General features: G+C 64.6%; 15 protein-coding genes. 9 read left to right on the top strand and 6 right to left on the bottom strand.

Features of this window, described 5'->3' with window-relative positions; genetic code table 11:
* Positions 1-38: 38 nt before the first annotated feature.
* On the top strand, positions 39-1,370 hold the full coding sequence (locus BRAS3843_RS20890) for a PQQ-dependent sugar dehydrogenase (protein ID WP_035982351.1): 1,332 nt from the start codon (positions 39-41) through the stop codon (positions 1,368-1,370).
* 13 nt (positions 1,371-1,383) lie between these two features.
* Here BRAS3843_RS20890 and BRAS3843_RS20885 read toward each other — a convergent pair whose 3' ends face one another.
* From BRAS3843_RS20885 to BRAS3843_RS20870, 4 genes are read right to left on the bottom strand one after another with little or no spacing between them, the layout of a single operon-like run.
* On the bottom strand, positions 1,384-2,157 hold the full coding sequence (locus BRAS3843_RS20885; protein ID WP_008971017.1) for an anti-sigma factor: 774 nt from the start codon (positions 2,155-2,157) through the stop codon (positions 1,384-1,386).
* Entirely contained in the window at positions 2,154-2,678 is a 525-nt protein-coding gene (locus BRAS3843_RS20880) for a sigma-70 family RNA polymerase sigma factor (RefSeq protein WP_085966984.1), read from the bottom strand. The genes BRAS3843_RS20885 and BRAS3843_RS20880 overlap by 4 nt, the downstream gene beginning before the upstream one ends.
* Before the next feature lie 28 nt (positions 2,679-2,706).
* Positions 2,707-4,161, bottom strand: a complete 1,455-nt coding sequence (locus BRAS3843_RS20875) for a YncE family protein (protein WP_139024937.1) — start codon at positions 4,159-4,161, stop codon at positions 2,707-2,709.
* 9 nt (positions 4,162-4,170) lie between these two features.
* Positions 4,171-4,662: a DUF305 domain-containing protein gene (locus BRAS3843_RS20870; protein WP_008971014.1), complete on the bottom strand. Its 492-nt coding sequence runs from the start codon at positions 4,660-4,662 to the stop codon at positions 4,171-4,173.
* Between the two features lie 290 nt (positions 4,663-4,952).
* Here BRAS3843_RS20870 and BRAS3843_RS20865 point away from each other — a divergent pair, with 290 nt between their 5' ends.
* From BRAS3843_RS20865 to cyoD, 3 genes are read left to right on the top strand one after another with little or no spacing between them, the layout of a single operon-like run.
* Positions 4,953-5,786, top strand: coding sequence for a cytochrome o ubiquinol oxidase subunit II (locus BRAS3843_RS20865; RefSeq protein ID WP_008971013.1), 834 nt, complete (start codon positions 4,953-4,955; stop codon positions 5,784-5,786).
* Between the two features lie 35 nt (positions 5,787-5,821).
* Complete coding sequence (cyoC, locus tag BRAS3843_RS20860) at positions 5,822-6,463, top strand: cytochrome o ubiquinol oxidase subunit III (RefSeq protein WP_008971012.1); 642 nt, start codon at positions 5,822-5,824, stop codon at positions 6,461-6,463.
* Positions 6,460-6,858: a cytochrome o ubiquinol oxidase subunit IV gene (gene cyoD / locus BRAS3843_RS20855; RefSeq protein ID WP_008971011.1), complete on the top strand. Its 399-nt coding sequence runs from the start codon at positions 6,460-6,462 to the stop codon at positions 6,856-6,858. The genes cyoC and cyoD overlap by 4 nt, the downstream gene beginning before the upstream one ends.
* 124 nt (positions 6,859-6,982) lie before the next feature.
* Here the strand turns inward: cyoD and BRAS3843_RS20850 are convergent, their stop codons facing one another.
* The gene (locus BRAS3843_RS20850; RefSeq protein ID WP_008971010.1) at positions 6,983-7,750 is read right to left on the bottom strand and encodes a thermonuclease family protein; all 768 of its coding nucleotides are present in this window, start codon (positions 7,748-7,750) and stop codon (positions 6,983-6,985) included.
* A gap of 339 nt (positions 7,751-8,089) precedes the next feature.
* Here BRAS3843_RS20850 and BRAS3843_RS20845 point away from each other — a divergent pair, with 339 nt between their 5' ends.
* The 3 genes from BRAS3843_RS20845 to BRAS3843_RS20835 are packed head-to-tail and all read left to right on the top strand — an operon-like array spanning position 8,090 to position 11,887.
* Positions 8,090-8,857 (top strand): gluconate 2-dehydrogenase subunit 3 family protein, encoded by a 768-nt coding sequence (locus BRAS3843_RS20845; protein ID WP_244425430.1) that lies wholly within the window; start codon positions 8,090-8,092, stop codon positions 8,855-8,857.
* A gap of 1 nt (position 8,858) precedes the next feature.
* Positions 8,859-10,625: a GMC family oxidoreductase gene (locus tag BRAS3843_RS20840; RefSeq protein WP_008971007.1), complete on the top strand. Its 1,767-nt coding sequence runs from the start codon at positions 8,859-8,861 to the stop codon at positions 10,623-10,625.
* A gap of 8 nt (positions 10,626-10,633) precedes the next feature.
* On the top strand, positions 10,634-11,887 hold the full coding sequence (locus BRAS3843_RS20835) for a cytochrome c (protein ID WP_244425428.1): 1,254 nt from the start codon (positions 10,634-10,636) through the stop codon (positions 11,885-11,887).
* A gap of 98 nt (positions 11,888-11,985) precedes the next feature.
* Here BRAS3843_RS20835 and BRAS3843_RS20830 read toward each other — a convergent pair whose 3' ends face one another.
* Positions 11,986-12,555 carry a hydrolase gene (locus tag BRAS3843_RS20830; protein ID WP_008971005.1) on the bottom strand — a complete coding sequence of 190 codons (570 nt, stop codon included), beginning with the start codon at positions 12,553-12,555 and terminating at the stop codon, positions 11,986-11,988.
* 96 nt (positions 12,556-12,651) lie between these two features.
* Between BRAS3843_RS20830 and BRAS3843_RS20825 the strand changes: the two genes are divergently transcribed.
* Entirely contained in the window at positions 12,652-13,263 is a 612-nt protein-coding gene (locus tag BRAS3843_RS20825; protein ID WP_008971004.1) for a TetR/AcrR family transcriptional regulator, read from the top strand.
* Between the two features lie 84 nt (positions 13,264-13,347).
* A complete protein-coding gene (locus BRAS3843_RS20820; protein WP_008971003.1) occupies positions 13,348-14,385 on the top strand; it encodes a trypsin-like peptidase domain-containing protein in 1,038 nt (345 codons plus the stop codon).
* Positions 14,386-14,680 lie beyond the last annotated feature (295 nt).

Genomic DNA, 14,680 nt, shown 5'->3' with positions numbered 1-14,680 from the left:
CGGACCCAGCTAGGGCCACCGGTGTTGGCGAGGACGATATGCTCAAGGGCGCGACCGCAGCTCTCGCGACTGCACTTATGTTGGTGATCGGTGCAGCAGCCGCGGCCGAACCCGTTGTGCTCAAGGGCAAGGATGCGTTCGGCAGCTGGCAGAACGACGTGCCCGGGACGATCCGCCTGATCCGCCCTGAGGACCTGCCGAAGCCGGGCGCAACGCCATCGGCCGCCAATGTCTCGCGCGTGGTGACGCGGCCCGCTTCCGTCACGCCGCAGGCGCCGGAAGGCTTCAAGGTCGCGCTGTTCGCCGAGAATCTCAGCGGACCGCGCGTCATGCGGGTGGCGCCGAATGGCGACATCTTCGTCGCGGAGACGCGCGCCAACCGTATTCGCGTGCTGCGCCCGAGCGAGGACGGCGCGAAGCCGGGCGCAAGCGATATCTTCGCCGACAGGCTTGGTCATCCGTTCGGCATCGCGTTCTATCCAGCCAAGGATCCGCAATGGGTCTATGTCGCCAATACAGGCAGCGTGGTGCGCTTTCCCTACCGCGCCGGCGACATGAAGGCGTCCGGCGCACCGGAGACGGTCGTGTCGAACTTGCCCGCCGGCTACGGCCATTCCACGCGCGACATCGTGTTCACGCCGGACGAGGCGCGCATGCTGGTCTCGGTCGGCTCGGCCGGCAATGCAGGGGAGGGGATGGGCGAGCCGCCGGGCGGGATCGCGGCTTGGGCGGGCGCGCATGCGCTCGGCGCCGCCTGGGGCGAAGAGACCGATCGTGCCGGCGTGCTCGCCTTCGATCCCGACGGCAAGAACCAAAAGCTCTATGCCACCGGCATCCGCAACTGCGTCGGCCTTGCGATCCAGCCGGCAACAGGCATGCCGTGGTGCTCGACCAACGAGCGCGACGGTCTCGGCGACAACCTCGTGCCGGACTATGTGACCAGCGTGAAGGAGGGCGGCTTCTATGGCTGGCCCTGGTACTATATCGGTGACAATCAGGATACGCGACACGAGGGCGCGCGAACTGATCTGAAGGGCAAGATCACGATTCCGGACGTGCTGCTGCAGGCGCATTCGGCCTCGCTCGGCGTGACCTTTTACGATGCCAGCCTGTTTCCTGCCGATTATCGCGGCGATGCCTTTGCGGCCGAGCATGGTTCCTGGAACAGATCCAAGCGGACCGGATACAAGGTGATCCGCATCCACCTGAAGGACGGCAAGCCGACCGGCGAATATGAAGATTTCGTCACCGGCTTCGTCATCAACGACCGCGACGTGTGGGGCAGGCCGGTCGGCGTCACGGTCGCCCGCGACGGCAGCCTGCTGATTTCCGAAGACGGCAACGGCACGATCTGGCGCATCAGCCGCTAACGCATCGCGGCGCTCAGATCGTGCGCGCCTGCCTGCGCACCTCATTGGCGATGGGACGCAGGGATTGGGTCGGCACCCGCCCGACCAAGCTGTAGCCGACGCCGTCGTCGGCCCAGACGATACCTGTGACTTCGCCCGTCGATCGCGCGGTCATCGGCGCGTTCTGATCGGCCTTGTTCATCGGCCGCGTCAGCATCACCAGTCGGTCACCATGGTCGTCGTCATACATCAGCATCGCAGCCGGGCCGTGTGACGTCGGGACCAGGCGTCCGCCCATCAACCGGTAGCCTGAGCCTGCGAGGTCCGGCACTCTGACCGGTTGATGCAGCCGGTTGGAAATCCATTCCGTCAGCTGCGCCGTGTCCGAGGCGCGCAACTCGACCGGCCTCACATGGTCCGGCGCGTAGACCTGGTAGGAGTCCGAGGCCTCCTGCGCGAGCGCGACCAGGCCGCCCGGTGCGGGCTGCAGCGAGCTGCGCGCCACCCAGCCGCCGACGCCGCCGAGACAGAGCAGCAGCACCGCTGCGGCGGCCCATTGCACGGGCCAGCGCCGGCGCGTGCGCGCCTCGATCATGCGGGAGAGATTGAGCCCGGCGGGGAGCGGCTCGGCCGCAATCGGCGCCAGCGCTACGCGCAGCATTTGCCGCTGATCGGCGTAGCCGGCGATACGCCTGGCGATATCGGGATGGTTCTCCAGATAGGCTGCGACCTCTGCGCGCCGTTCCGGCGCAAGCGCATGGTCGACATAGGCGTGGAGATCATCTTCCGTGATCGGACGCAGGTTCATTTCACGCTCCGAAATGTCACGACGTTTCCAAGCGGCGTTGCTGGTCCCTCGATCTCCCGCTGCAGCCGCTCGCGCGCCCGCGACAGGCGCGACATCACGGTGCCGACGGGAACATTGAGGACCTTTGCTGCTTCGGCATAGGAGAGGTCTTCGACCGCCACGAGCAGCAGCACGGCGCGCTGGTCCTCGGGCAGCGTCGCGAGCTTGTTCATGACCTCCTGATACATCAGTTTCTGGTCCTGTGCGGCGGCCTCGCCGAACTCGCTCTCGGGCGTTTCGTCGAGCGAGACATGAGCCCCCCGCGTCTTGATCTGGCGGAAGCGATCGATTGCAAGATTATGCAGGATCGTGAACAGCCAGGCGCGGACCTCGCCTTCGCGGCGTTGCGACCAGCGGCTGATCGCCCGCTCCAGGCAATCCTGCACCAGGTCGTCGGCGCCGGCGCGGTCGCGCACCAGCGCCCTGGCGTAGCGGCGGAGCGCCGGGATCAGCGGCTCGACTTCCCGCAGCATCTGTTCCATCGAGCCAAGCTCCGCCACCTTCACCTGCTTACTCGCCCTGGATTTGCACCACGGCGCCCGGAGTGGCCGGATCGCCCGCTGCGATGACCAGATAGCGCCGCTCGGCGCCTTGCGGCTGCGTTATGATCTGGCGGATCGGACCGGCCGCATTGACGATCGCCGATCCCGCCGGATTTGTCATGAACGATGACAGCGGTTGCAGCGATCCGCCGCCATCAGCGCGGTCGGCAAGCGCCAGCACATATTTCTGCTTTGGCTGCAGTCCCGTCACCGAGGCCTGCAGGATCTGGATCAGGCCCTGATCGAACAGCGACACGCTGGTCGGCGCGTTGCTGCCTTTGGCGCCGTCCTTCGGGCTGAGCGTCAGGTGCGCGACCTGGCCGCCGAGGCCGAGCGGCTGCAAATTCTGTCGATTGTCCGCATCAGGTGCGGCATTCGGCACATAGGCGATGGCCTGCGGCGCCTGTCCGATCGGAACGTTGGCAATCATCGTATTGGTGGCGGTGTCGATCGTGGCCAGCGCGTCGGCATTCTCCAGCCCGACATAGATTCGGCTGCCATCGGCGGATGGCCACACGCCATGTGGCAGATTGCCGACCGGAATGGTGGCGACCTCCGAGAAGTCATCGGTACGGAACACTTTGACCTGGTTCAGGCCACCCACCGACACATAGGCGAACGTGCCCTTCGAAGTGTGCGCGAAGTTGACGTGATTGGTGATCGGGCCGGTGTCGATGGTCTTGAGCAGGTTGAACGGCGGCTTGGCATTGAACACCTGGGTGCGGCCGACATCCTTCAGCGTGAACCAGACCTGGCTGCCATCCGGCGTCGCCGCGATGTTCGGACAGAACGGGCTTTCCTGCTTCACCTTGGCGATGATCTTGTGCTCGGCAACCGAGATCACCGCCGTCTCCGGGGTGAAGGATGAGCAGACGTAGCCATATTTGCCGTCGGGCGAGAAGATCTGCATGCCGGGACCGTTCGCCGTCTTGATGCGGGTCTTCTCGTCGAAGGTCCTGGCGTCGATCACCGAGACATAGTCTTCGCCGCGCACGGTGACCCAGACCTCGCGTCCGTCGGGCGTGAAGAAGGCCTCGTGCGGGGAGCGGCCGACATAGGTGATGTGCTCCACCGAATTGGTCGCGGTGTCGATGAAGGTCACGGAATTCGAGCCGATCGAGACCACGGCAAGCGTGCGGTGGTCCGGGGAATAGCCCATGCCGTGCACCAGCACCTGGCCCTTATAGAGCGGGCTGAAATTCGCCGGCTGCGGATCGCCGAGCTTGATCACGCCGAGCAGCTTGTTGTCGACGGGATCGGTGACCGAGACCGTGTTGGAGAACTGTTCGGCGGCATAGACGCGGTCGTGATGACTGACCGGAATGTCGGGCGTGGCGAGGGCGCCCGGCGCCTGTCCGGCCCAGGCGGCAGGGCAAAGCGCCAATACGGTGCCGGCAAGAAATGCGCTCTTCAGGACGTTCATCATTGGCTCCTATTTCATCTGATCGGGCGACATGTTCATCTGCATGTCGGAGTGGTGGGGAGCTGTTGCGGCGGCTGCCGCAGGCGCGGGCTGGGTCGGGGCCGGCGCGGTCTCGGTGACGCTTTCGCCGATCGCAAGCTTCATGGCGGCGATCTCCTGCAACTGATCGACAATGATCTCCTGCGCGATGCGCCTGAGCTGCTCGTTCTTGCCGTAGCGCAGTTCGAGCACGGCCATGTCGATCGCGCCCTGGTGGTGCGGGATCATCATGGCGGTGAAGTCGCGATCGATGTCGCCGGACGGTTTGGCCGCCATCCCGTTCATCATTTTTGTCATCGCAGCGTCGTTTTCGTCGAGGAATGCGCGCTCCTCAGTCGAGGCGGCAACCGCATGGTCGGGATGGGCTTCATGCGCAAACGCGAACGGAGGGATCGCGAACGCGATCAGGACGCGCACCGCAAAGATCGCATGTCTGGGAGTGGGCCTGAGACAACGCCACATGGATCGGCTCCGGGATTACTTCAGGTGAGCTTTTGCGGATCGTGCGCCGGCGGCCTTGCCTGGCGGGCGGCGAAATCGCGGCGGGCGTGTCGGATGCGGGAGGGGGCTCGGCATTTCAAACTCCGCGTCGGGTGTCACGGATAATGACGTGGACGGCCCGCTTCTATTCCGTTCCCTCACATCGATTTTTCTGCCGGGCCGACCGAATGGGCCCCGTCTCAGAGACCCATAGGAACCAGCAACGCGCCAGCACGTTTGTCGGCGGGGTTGGCCGCGGGAATCGCGTACGCATGAACATTTTTGATCCGCAGGGACCGATCGCGGCAGCCGAAAAGACCCTCCTGATCGACTCGGTCGCGATCATGCTCGCGATCATCATCCCGACGATCATTGCGATTTTGATCTTTGCGTTCTGGTATCGCGCGTCCAACAGCAGAGCCGAACATTTGCCGAACTTTGCGTATTCGGGCCGCATCGAGATGGTGGTCTGGTCGATCCCGGCGCTCACCATCATCCTGCTTGGGGGCGTTGCCTGGATCGGCTCGCATCAACTCGATCCCGGCAATCCGGTGGCGGGCACTGGAGCGCCGATCCGCATCCAGGTCGTCTCGCTCGATTGGAAATGGCTGTTCCTCTATCCGGATCAGCGGATTGCAACCGTCAATCATCTGACCGTGCCGGTCGGTTCGCCGCTGCACCTCGAGCTCACATCGGGAAGCGTGATGACCGCCTTCTTCATCCCGCAGCTCGGCAGCATGATCTACACCATGAACGGCATGGTCACACGGCTCGACTTGCGCGCGGACGAAGAGGGGACCTTCAAGGGCCTCGCATCGCAATTCAGCGGCGACGGCTTTCCCGAGATGATGTTCGATACCCATGTGGTGTCGCAAGTCGCGTTCTCGGATTGGGCGCAGTCCGCCGCGAAGAGCACCGGTGTGCTTGACGAGACCGCCTACAAGACGCTTGCAGAACAGTCGATCGAGAAGACGCCGAAGACCTATCGGCTCGACGACCCCGAACTGTTCGGGAAGATCGCGACCCAGAAGATCGCGCCGGCGCCAGGGCCGCAGATGACAGCGCGCGAGGTGCGGCCGGAAGGCGGAGCCCGCAATGTCCGCTGAACTCATGCCTGTCGCCAATCAGCTGGAGTGTCGGGATGTCAGTGACGACGGTTGAGGGCGTCCGAGCCGGCGTCGATCCGCATCAACTGCACGTCACCGAGCACGAAGGGCCGGCGTCGAAGCGGATCGTGACAGGATTCGGCTTTTGGATCTTCCTGCTCTCCGATATCGTGATGTTCTCCTGCTTCTTCGCAAGCTATTCTGTACTGGTGGGGCAGACGGCGGACGGTCCTGGCGCGGCGGAGCTGTTCGACCAGAGGAACGTGGCGATCGAGACCATCCTGCTGCTGCTGTCGAGCTTCACTTGCGGCATGGCGAGCATCGCCGCCGACATGCGCAACGCATGGTGGTTTCAGATCGCGATGGCGGTGACCGCCGTGCTCGGCGCCGGTTTTCTTGTGCTGGAGGTGCGCGAGTTCATCGATCTGGTCGGACGCGGTGACGGACCGAGCCGCAGCGCGTTTCTGTCCGCCTTCTTCACGCTGGTTGGCTGCCATGGCATGCACGTCAGTGCGGGCATCCTCTGGCTCCTGACCATGATGGCCCAGGTGGTCGCCAAGGGTTTCCGTGCCGACATCCAGCGCCGCATTCTCTGCTTTGCGCTGTTCTGGCACGCGCTCGATATCATCTGGGTGGCTGTCTTTTCCGTCGTCTATCTCATGGGGACCGCGGCATGAGCGAACATGCGTATCACGAGGCTCACGGTCATCACGGCGACCTCGCACCGGGAGAAGAGGAATCTGTCAACCTGGGCTCGCGCGTGCTCGGCTATGTCATCGGCCTCGGGCTTGCACTGCTGCTGACAGCAACGTCGTTCTTCATCGCCAATACGGACCTGGTCTGGCAGCCGTCAATCCCCGTCGCGCTGATCGTGCTCGCGATCGCGCAGATGGGCGTGCACCTCGTGTTCTTCCTGCACATCACGACCGGGCCGGACAACACCAACAACGTGCTGGCTCTCGCCTTCGGTCTGCTGATCGTGTTTCTCGTGGTCGGCGGCTCGTTCTGGATCATGTCGCATCTGAATCACAACATGATGCCGATGGATCAGCTGATGCAGATGCAGCGCTAAAAATCCGCAAAAAGCGTAGGGTGGGCAAGGCGGAGCGTGCCCACCGTCTTCGCGCGACTGGTCGGCGGGCACGTGGCGCCCAGGGCCGCCGCTTTGCCCACCCTAGACGATGCCTCGCCGAAAACTACTTGCTCTTCGGCGCCCGGCAGTTGAAGGCGCGGCGGAAGCCGGCAGCGCGGGCGTCATCCTCCGAGCAGAACCAGCGGTCCGGGTTGTCCAGGGCAGGATAGCTCGGACAGCCGCGCAGATGGTAGACGCCGACATTGCCGGTGAGCCGCGCCCGCACCGCGAATTTCGCCTTGATGCTGCAGTTCGGCGGCATCGTGGGCGAATCGGGGAACAGCACCGCGCGGATTTCGCGGTCGCGGTCGGCGCGGCAGGCGGCGCCGAGCAGCGGGCCGTCCTTCTTGTCGCTGCGGAATTCGCTTGGCGCAACGAGGCAGCCTTTCCAGATACCCCGCGCGCCGTCCTTGGCGGTGGCCACGTCGTCCTTGACGTGGATCTTCGCCGCGGGCTCGGCGCTCACGGCATAGCCGGCACGGGCGATCTGCTGGTTAAGGCTCATGGTATCGCCGTCAACGGTGCAGACGCCGATGCGCCGATTCCTCCGCGTCTTGTCCGCACCCAGATCATCGCAACGGATGGAGCGGCCGCCGATCAGCTTGACGAGCTGGTCCCGCGCCTCGACGCCACAGCTCCAGGAATCGGCGTGGTCGTCGATGCAGAGCTGGTCCAATTCGGGCGCGTCGATGCCATCGAGCCGAAACACGACGTCACCAAGCTGGATGGTGTCGCCGTCCCTTATCGTTGCACTTGCAGCTGCGGCCGGGTCGACCGCGGCCAGCAAGCTGAAAATCAAAGAAAATGCAACAAGCCGGCTCCGCGCACGCATTCCGTCCCCCATTGGTCTCTGCCGGCAGTACTCCTAGCACATCGGAATGTCGCAAAATCAACCGCTGCATCATGGCGGTTGTAGCGGTACCGATGAATCCGGCGCGCTTGAATCTCAGGATGCCGTTGCCCAACGGGTAGCCCCGGAATCTGGAACTGATTGGCAGCAGTGTGTGCACCTTGTCGGGCGCGCGGCGTTAGGGCGCAGAGCGCCATGAGTGAATTGCATTCGGTTCGCAACAGATTTGTTTACGAATCCGTCTAAAGAAGGCGTCACGACCGGGCCATCCATCGAGGCCCGGCTGGGGGTCAGATGATGCAAACCGACGATCGTTCGTTGATGCGCGCCAAATTTGCGCCGTCAACGGAGAAGCCGAAGCATGCCGGCATGTCACGCCGGAGCCTGCTCGCAACCGCTGCGCTGTTGATTACGACATCTGGTGCGACCGCAAAGGTGGTCACCAAGGTGCTTCCGTGGCGTCCGAACGAAGTCTATCCGGTCACGCCAGTGGTCCCAGGCGGCTGGCTGTTCTTCACGGCGGATGAAGCCGCCGTCGTCGACGCCATCGTCGACCGCCTGATTCCGGCGGACGAGCTCGGGCCGGGCGCCAAGGAAGCCGGTGTCACCACCTTCATCGACCGGCAATTGACCGGTCCCTATGGCGGGCATGACTGGCTCTATATGCAGGGGCCATTCTCCTCCAACCCGCTGCCGACGCAGGGCCTGCAATCGCCGCTGACGCCGCGCCAGCAATATCGTCAGGGACTTGCGGCGCTATCAGCCTATTGCAAGGCCAATTTCGGTGGCCGCGGCTTCACCGACCTCAACAATGAGGAGAAGGAGAAGCTGCTCTCCGGCATGGAGAAGGGCGACGTGAAGTTCGAGGGCTTTTCCAGCCGCATGCTGTTCAACGCCGTCTATGCCAACACCATGGAGGGCTTCTTCGCCGATCCGATCTATGGCGGCAACAAGGACATGGCGGGCTGGAAGCTGATCGGCTTCCCCGGCGTCCGCTACGATTTCCGCGACGTGATCGACAATCCGAACAAACCGTACACGCTGCCTCCGGTCAGCATGCAGGGCCGCCAGGCCTGGGGAGAACGCTGATATGGCCCGCCGTCTTCCACGCAAGGATGTTGCGATCGTCGGTCTCGGCTGGACCGGCTCGATCATGGCGCTTGAGCTTGCCCGCGCAGGCCTCGAGGTGGTCGCGATCGAGCGCGGCCCCTGGCGCGACACCGCCACCGATTTCAACATCGGTACCGCCCCCGACGAGCTGCGCTACGCCGTCCGCCACGACATCTTCCTGCGCCCGCGGCAGGAAACGCTGACCATGCGCAACAACTCGTCGCAGGCCGCGCTGCCGATCCGCCGCTGGGGCAGCTTCCTGCCGGGCAACGGCGTCGGTGGCGCCGGGTCGCACTGGAATGGTCAGACCTGGCGCTTCCTTCCCGACGACCTTCGCATCCGCAGCCACCTGACCGAGCGCTATGGTGCCGGCTTCCTGCCTGAAGGCAATCAGATCCAGGACTGGCCGATGAGCTACGACGAGCTCGAGCCGTTCTACGACAAGTTCGAATATGTTCTCGGCATCTCCGGCAAGGCCGGCAATCTCAAGGGCGAGGTCCAGCCCGGCGGCAATCCGTTCGAGGGCGTGCGTTCGCGCGAATATCCGACCCCGCCGATGAAGCAGGGCTATTCGCAGGAGCTGTTCACGAAAGCAGCAAGCGGCATGGGCCTGCACCCGTTCCCGCGGCCGTCGGCGAACCTCTCGACAGCCTACACCAACCCGTACGGCTGCAGCATGGCGCCGTGCACCTATTGCGGCTTCTGCGAACGCTTCGGCTGCTCGAACTACTCGAAATCGTCGCCGCAGACCTGCGTGCTGCCGGCGCTGGTTCGCGAGCCGAATTTCGAGGCGCGGACCGAATGCGAGGTGACCAAGGTCAACCTCAGCGGTGACGGCAAGATGGCCAAGAGCGTCACCTATATCGACGCCAATGGCGAGGAGTGGGAGCAGCCCGCCGACCTCGTGCTGCTCTGCGCCTATGGCCTGTTCAACGTGCGGCTGATGCTGCTTTCGGGCATCGGCAAGCCGTATGATTTCAGCAGCGGCGAAGGTGTGGTCGGCCGCAACTACGCCTATCAGACCGGATCGGGCGCAACGGCGTTCTTCGAGAACGTCAACTTCAACCCGTTCGCGGCGGCCGGATCGCTTGGCGCAGCACTCGACGACTACAACAGCGACAATTTCGATCACGGTCCGCACGGCTTCGTCGGCGGCGCCTCGATCACCAATGCCTACACCAACGGCCGGCCGATCATGTATCGCCCGACGCCGCGCGGCACCCCGACCTGGGGCTCCGCCTGGAAGAAGGCGGTGCGCGACACCTATCAGCGCGTCACCAATGTCGGCGCGCAGGGCAGCGTGATGAGCTACCGCGCCAACTATCTCGACCTCGATCCGACCTACAAGGATCAGCTCGGACGGCCCTTGATGCGCATGACGTTCGACTTCCAGCCGAACGAGATCAAGATGGCCAACTGGATGGCCGAGCGTTGCGAGGAGATCGCCAAGGCGATGGGCGCCAAGACGACTCAGCTCAACCGCCTCACCACGCCCTGGAACGTCGTGCCTTATCAGAGCACGCACAACACCGGCGGCGCGGTGACGGGCGCTGATCCCAAGACCAGCGCGGTCAACCGCTATCTGCAGTCGTGGGACGTGGCCAACGTGTTCGTCATGGGTGCCTGCACATTCCCGCAGAACGCCGGCTACAACCCGACCGGGACTGTCGGCGCGCTGACCTATTGGGCGCTCGACGCCATCCAGAACAAATATCTGAAATCGCCTGGGGCACTGGTGCAGCAATGAGCTCGATCGTGAAGAAAGACGCTACCAAGCGGCGCTCCCGGCTGCGTCCTCTGCTGGCGCTGGCCTTGCTCGTCGCCCCCGGTGCGGCGCTGGCCGATCCCGACAATCTGGTCGAGATCACGCGCGGCAAGGCGCTGGTCACGGCCGGCGACTGCGTCGCTTGCCATACCGCGCCGGGCGGCACGCCGTTCGCCGGCGGGCTCGCCTTGCAGACTCCGTTCGGCGCCATCATGACGCCGAACATTACGCCCGACAGCACGACCGGCATCGGCAGCTGGACCGCCGACGATTTCGCCCGCGCCATGCACGACGGCAGGCGTCCCGACGGGACGCGGCTGTATCCGGCGTTTCCTTACACCTACTACACCAAGGTGACGCGGGCGGATTCGGACGCGATCTTCGCGTATCTGCGTTCGCTCGAGCCGGTGTCGAACAGCGTCAACCGCAGCACGCTGCCGTTCCCGTTCAACATCCGCAGCTCGATGGCGGTGTGGAACGGGCTGTTCTTCACGCCCGGCGAGTTCAAGTCCGATGCCAACAAATCGGAGGAGTACAACCGTGGCGCCTATCTGGTCGAAGGTCTCGGCCATTGCGGCGCCTGCCACACGCCGCTGAACGCCTTCGGCGCCAACAAGGCCGATCGCTATCTGCAGGGTGGGGTGGTCGACAACTGGACCGCGCCCAACATCACCAATGATGCGCAGGCGGGGCTCGGCAAATGGTCGGTCGAGGAGATCGTGCAATATCTCAAGACCGGACAGGCGCGCGGCGTGATCGCCTCGGGTCCGATGAAGGACGTGGTCGAGAACTCAACCGCCAAATTGCCGGATGCCGACCTGAAGGCGATGGCGGTGTACCTGAAGGAGCGCGGCGCAGCCGGTCCGTCGGCGCCGAGTCCGGTCGCCGCCAGCGACAGCCGGATGAAGTTCGGCGAGGCGATCTTTGTCGACACCTGCGCGGCCTGCCACGTCCGCAGCGGCGAGGGCATTCCAAACGTGTTCCCGAAGCTCGCGGGCGCCACGATCGCGACCCAGGACGATCCGGCCTCGCTGATCCACATCGTGGTCACCGGCGGGCAGGGGGCAGCGACCGCGACGCATCCGACCGCTCCAACCATGCCGTCGTTCGGCTACCGGCTGAGCGACGAGCAGATCGCGGCTGTCGTCACCTATGTCCGCAACAGCTGGGGCAACGCGGCTTCGCCAGTGACGGCCGATACGGTGAAGACCGTGCGCGGCAAGGTCACGGGGGCGGCGGACTGATCCGTCGCGCTTAAGGTGCACGCGCCACATTCGACCATCGATCCATCACGGCGAGCGAACTCGCCGTGATGGATTTTTTCTTGCCAGGCGTGGACCGCTCAGGCGGCGAAGGCGAGATCATCGCTTCGGGTCACGCGCGAGATGCGCGGGAAAATGTTGCGCACTGCCATCTGGTGCAGCTCTTCAGACACGCTGGTGCAGAGATCTTCAGGGATGACGACGGCATAGCCGTGCTCCCAGGCTTGGCGCGCGGTGGACTCCACGCCGAAATTGGTCGCGATGCCGCCAAGCACAATCGTCTTCACGCCGCGGCGCTGCAGCTGCAGATCGAGCTCGGTGCCGTAGAACGCGCCCCATTGCCGTTTGGTGATGGTGAGATCGCCCGCCTCCTTGAGGCCATCAACCAATGAGCTCCAATTGTGCGGCAGGCTACCTTCGGGCCGGCCCATTGGCTGATCGACCGGTTGCGACAGTGCGTCGCCGAAATCGGCGGCAAAGCCCACGTTGACCAGTACGACCGGTGATCCGGCGACCCGGAAGCGACCAGCGATCTCGCGGCTGCGCTGCGCGACGTCCGGGCCGGTCCGAGGCGCAAGCGGTAGGCCGACAATGCCGTTCTGGAGATCGATCAGGACCAGAGCGGTCGTTTTCGGGTCGAGTTTGATCATGACGGCGCGGCTTTCTGCTGGTCCGGTGATCGGAGGGGGTGACCGCCGGGACGGATGGGTTATATTTGAGGAAACCCTCAAATAGGATAGTTGAGGATGTCCTCGCAAAATTCAAGAGCGATCCCGCCGGCGGCGCAGCCCACGCGGCAGCGGGGGCATCTGCGCGTCGCAGTCATCCTGGATGCCGCCACCGCGCTGTTCGCGGAGCGGGATTACGACGCGGTGACCATGACGGAGATCGCAGCGCGGTCCGGCACCGCGATCGGATCGCTCTATCGCTTTTTTCCGACCAAGGAGCTGTTGGCCGATGCACTGCTCGCCCGCTACGGCGAACGCCTCGACCACGATCTATCGGAATTGGCCGACCGCGCGTCCACGCTGTCCGCGGCGGAACTGGCGGGGGGCATTTTTGATGCAATGCTTGCTCGTGCCGACGACCGCGCCGCGGCCGTCAATCTGGTCGAGGCGCGCAGCAACACTGGCGCCCAGCGCGAGCGCATTCGTGCATTGATGCTGGATTGGCTGGGCGCGGTGGTCGGCGCCGCCAACCCGGATCTGGCGCCGGCGGAGATCGAACTCAGAGCCAAAATGCTGCTGGGCCTTGTCAAGGTGATCGCGGTCAATGCGGAATGGGCCGCCGATGACGTGCTCGATGAGACGCGCCGGTTGATCGAGCTCTACCTCGCAGCACGCATCATGCGGTCGTGACCGAACTGTGCTCGCCGCGACCAAAGTCGTCTCTTGCACGAGAGCTGGCACTTACCCATCTGATGTGGCGAAGGAAAAATCGCCATGTTGGACTTTACCTCTGATGTCGCCGGCGGCGGAGTGTCGCCGGCGCAAGCGTCTGACGCGTCGCCCGCCGATGATCAGGCGCTGCTGGACGCCTATTCCAATGCCGTCATCGACGTCACCGAACGTGTCGGACCCGCGGTCGTGCGTGTCGAGACCGGCCCGAAAGCGGGCAGTCGCAGTGAGCGCGGCGGCCTCGGTTCCGGGATCGTGATCTCGCCGGACGGCCTGGTGCTGACCAACAGCCATGTGGTCGGCAGCTCCAAAGCGATCCGGCTGCGAGACACCGAAGGCGTTATCACCGATGCGCAGGTGCTCGGCGTCGATCCGGATACGGATCTGGCGCTGCTGCGTGCCAATCATGCGCGCGACTTGCGCTATGCTGCGCTCGGCAACTCCAAGAAGCTGCGGCGCGGTCAGCTCGTGGTCGCGATCGGCAACCCGCTCGGCTTCGAATCGACCGTGACCGCCGGCGTCGTCTCGGCGCTGGGCCGCTCGATCCGTTCGGTCTCGGGACGCATGATCGAGGACGTGATCCAGACCGATGCGGCGCTCAACCCCGGCAATTCCGGCGGCGCGCTGGTGTCGTCGGCGGCCGAGGTGATCGGCATCAACACCGCCATCATTCAGGGCGCGCAAGGCATCTGCTTTGCGGTCGCCAGCAACACTGCGCAGTTCGTGCTGTCGGAGATCATCCGTCACGGCTATGTCCGCCGCGCCTATATCGGCGTCTCCGGGCAGACCGCGCCGGTCCCGCGGCGGCACGCGGTGTTGGCCGGCGTGGAGAACAAGATGGGCGCGCTGCTGATGCAGATCGAGCCGGACAGTCCGGCGGCGCGCGCCGGCCTGTTGCCGGGCGACGTCGTGATCAGGCTCGACGGCGTCGAGATCAACGGTGTCGACGACCTGATCCGGGTGCTCGACCGCGACCGGATCGATCGGACGCTCGCGATGGATGTGCTGCGGCTCGGCCGCTTGCGCGGCATCGACATTCATCCGATCGAGCGCAAGCCAGCCTCGCGGCAGCTGGCGTCTTGATGTTTGCGAGGTGGTGAGCTGCATCAACAAACACCGCTGTCGTCCCGGCGAACGCCGGGACCCATAACCCCAGGGAGTAGTTTGGGGCAGGCGCGTTGGCTAGCTCGCACGCAACATCCGCCGCGGAGTATGGGTCCCGGGTCGGCGCCGCGAAGCGCTGTCGCGCGTCGCGGCTTGCCCGGGACGACAGCAGAAGAGGATGCGGATTCACGTTTCAAACAGCGGCGGACATACAAGCACGTTCCCGCGGCACACCGTGCCCGAGCTCTGCAATCAGTTCGCCCCTCGCAAGCAA

Origin of the sequence: Bradyrhizobium sp. STM 3843, assembly GCF_000239815.1 — a bacterium.
GTDB lineage: Bacteria > Pseudomonadota > Alphaproteobacteria > Rhizobiales > Xanthobacteraceae > Bradyrhizobium.
This window is presented reverse-complemented; position numbering and strand designations above follow the sequence as displayed.

What these genes read in the sequence shown, in the direction of transcription:
- BRAS3843_RS20890 (WP_035982351.1), top strand. Translation starts at nt 39, where the DNA reads ATGCTCAAGGGCGCGACCGCAGCTCTCGCGACTGCACTTATGTTGGTG.
- BRAS3843_RS20885 (WP_008971017.1), bottom strand. Translation starts at nt 2,157, where the DNA reads ATGAACCTGCGTCCGATCACGGAAGATGATCTCCACGCCTATGTCGAC.
- BRAS3843_RS20880 (WP_085966984.1), bottom strand. Translation starts at nt 2,678, where the DNA reads ATGGAACAGATGCTGCGGGAAGTCGAGCCGCTGATCCCGGCGCTCCGC.
- BRAS3843_RS20875 (WP_139024937.1), bottom strand. Translation starts at nt 4,161, where the DNA reads ATGAACGTCCTGAAGAGCGCATTTCTTGCCGGCACCGTATTGGCGCTT.
- BRAS3843_RS20870 (WP_008971014.1), bottom strand. Translation starts at nt 4,662, where the DNA reads ATGTGGCGTTGTCTCAGGCCCACTCCCAGACATGCGATCTTTGCGGTG.
- BRAS3843_RS20865 (WP_008971013.1), top strand. Translation starts at nt 4,953, where the DNA reads ATGAACATTTTTGATCCGCAGGGACCGATCGCGGCAGCCGAAAAGACC.
- cyoC (WP_008971012.1), top strand. Translation starts at nt 5,822, where the DNA reads ATGTCAGTGACGACGGTTGAGGGCGTCCGAGCCGGCGTCGATCCGCAT.
- cyoD (WP_008971011.1), top strand. Translation starts at nt 6,460, where the DNA reads ATGAGCGAACATGCGTATCACGAGGCTCACGGTCATCACGGCGACCTC.
- BRAS3843_RS20850 (WP_008971010.1), bottom strand. Translation starts at nt 7,750, where the DNA reads ATGCGTGCGCGGAGCCGGCTTGTTGCATTTTCTTTGATTTTCAGCTTG.
- BRAS3843_RS20845 (WP_244425430.1), top strand. Translation starts at nt 8,090, where the DNA reads ATGCGCGCCAAATTTGCGCCGTCAACGGAGAAGCCGAAGCATGCCGGC.
- BRAS3843_RS20840 (WP_008971007.1), top strand. Translation starts at nt 8,859, where the DNA reads ATGGCCCGCCGTCTTCCACGCAAGGATGTTGCGATCGTCGGTCTCGGC.
- BRAS3843_RS20830 (WP_008971005.1), bottom strand. Translation starts at nt 12,555, where the DNA reads ATGATCAAACTCGACCCGAAAACGACCGCTCTGGTCCTGATCGATCTC.
- BRAS3843_RS20825 (WP_008971004.1), top strand. Translation starts at nt 12,652, where the DNA reads ATGTCCTCGCAAAATTCAAGAGCGATCCCGCCGGCGGCGCAGCCCACG.
- BRAS3843_RS20820 (WP_008971003.1), top strand. Translation starts at nt 13,348, where the DNA reads ATGTTGGACTTTACCTCTGATGTCGCCGGCGGCGGAGTGTCGCCGGCG.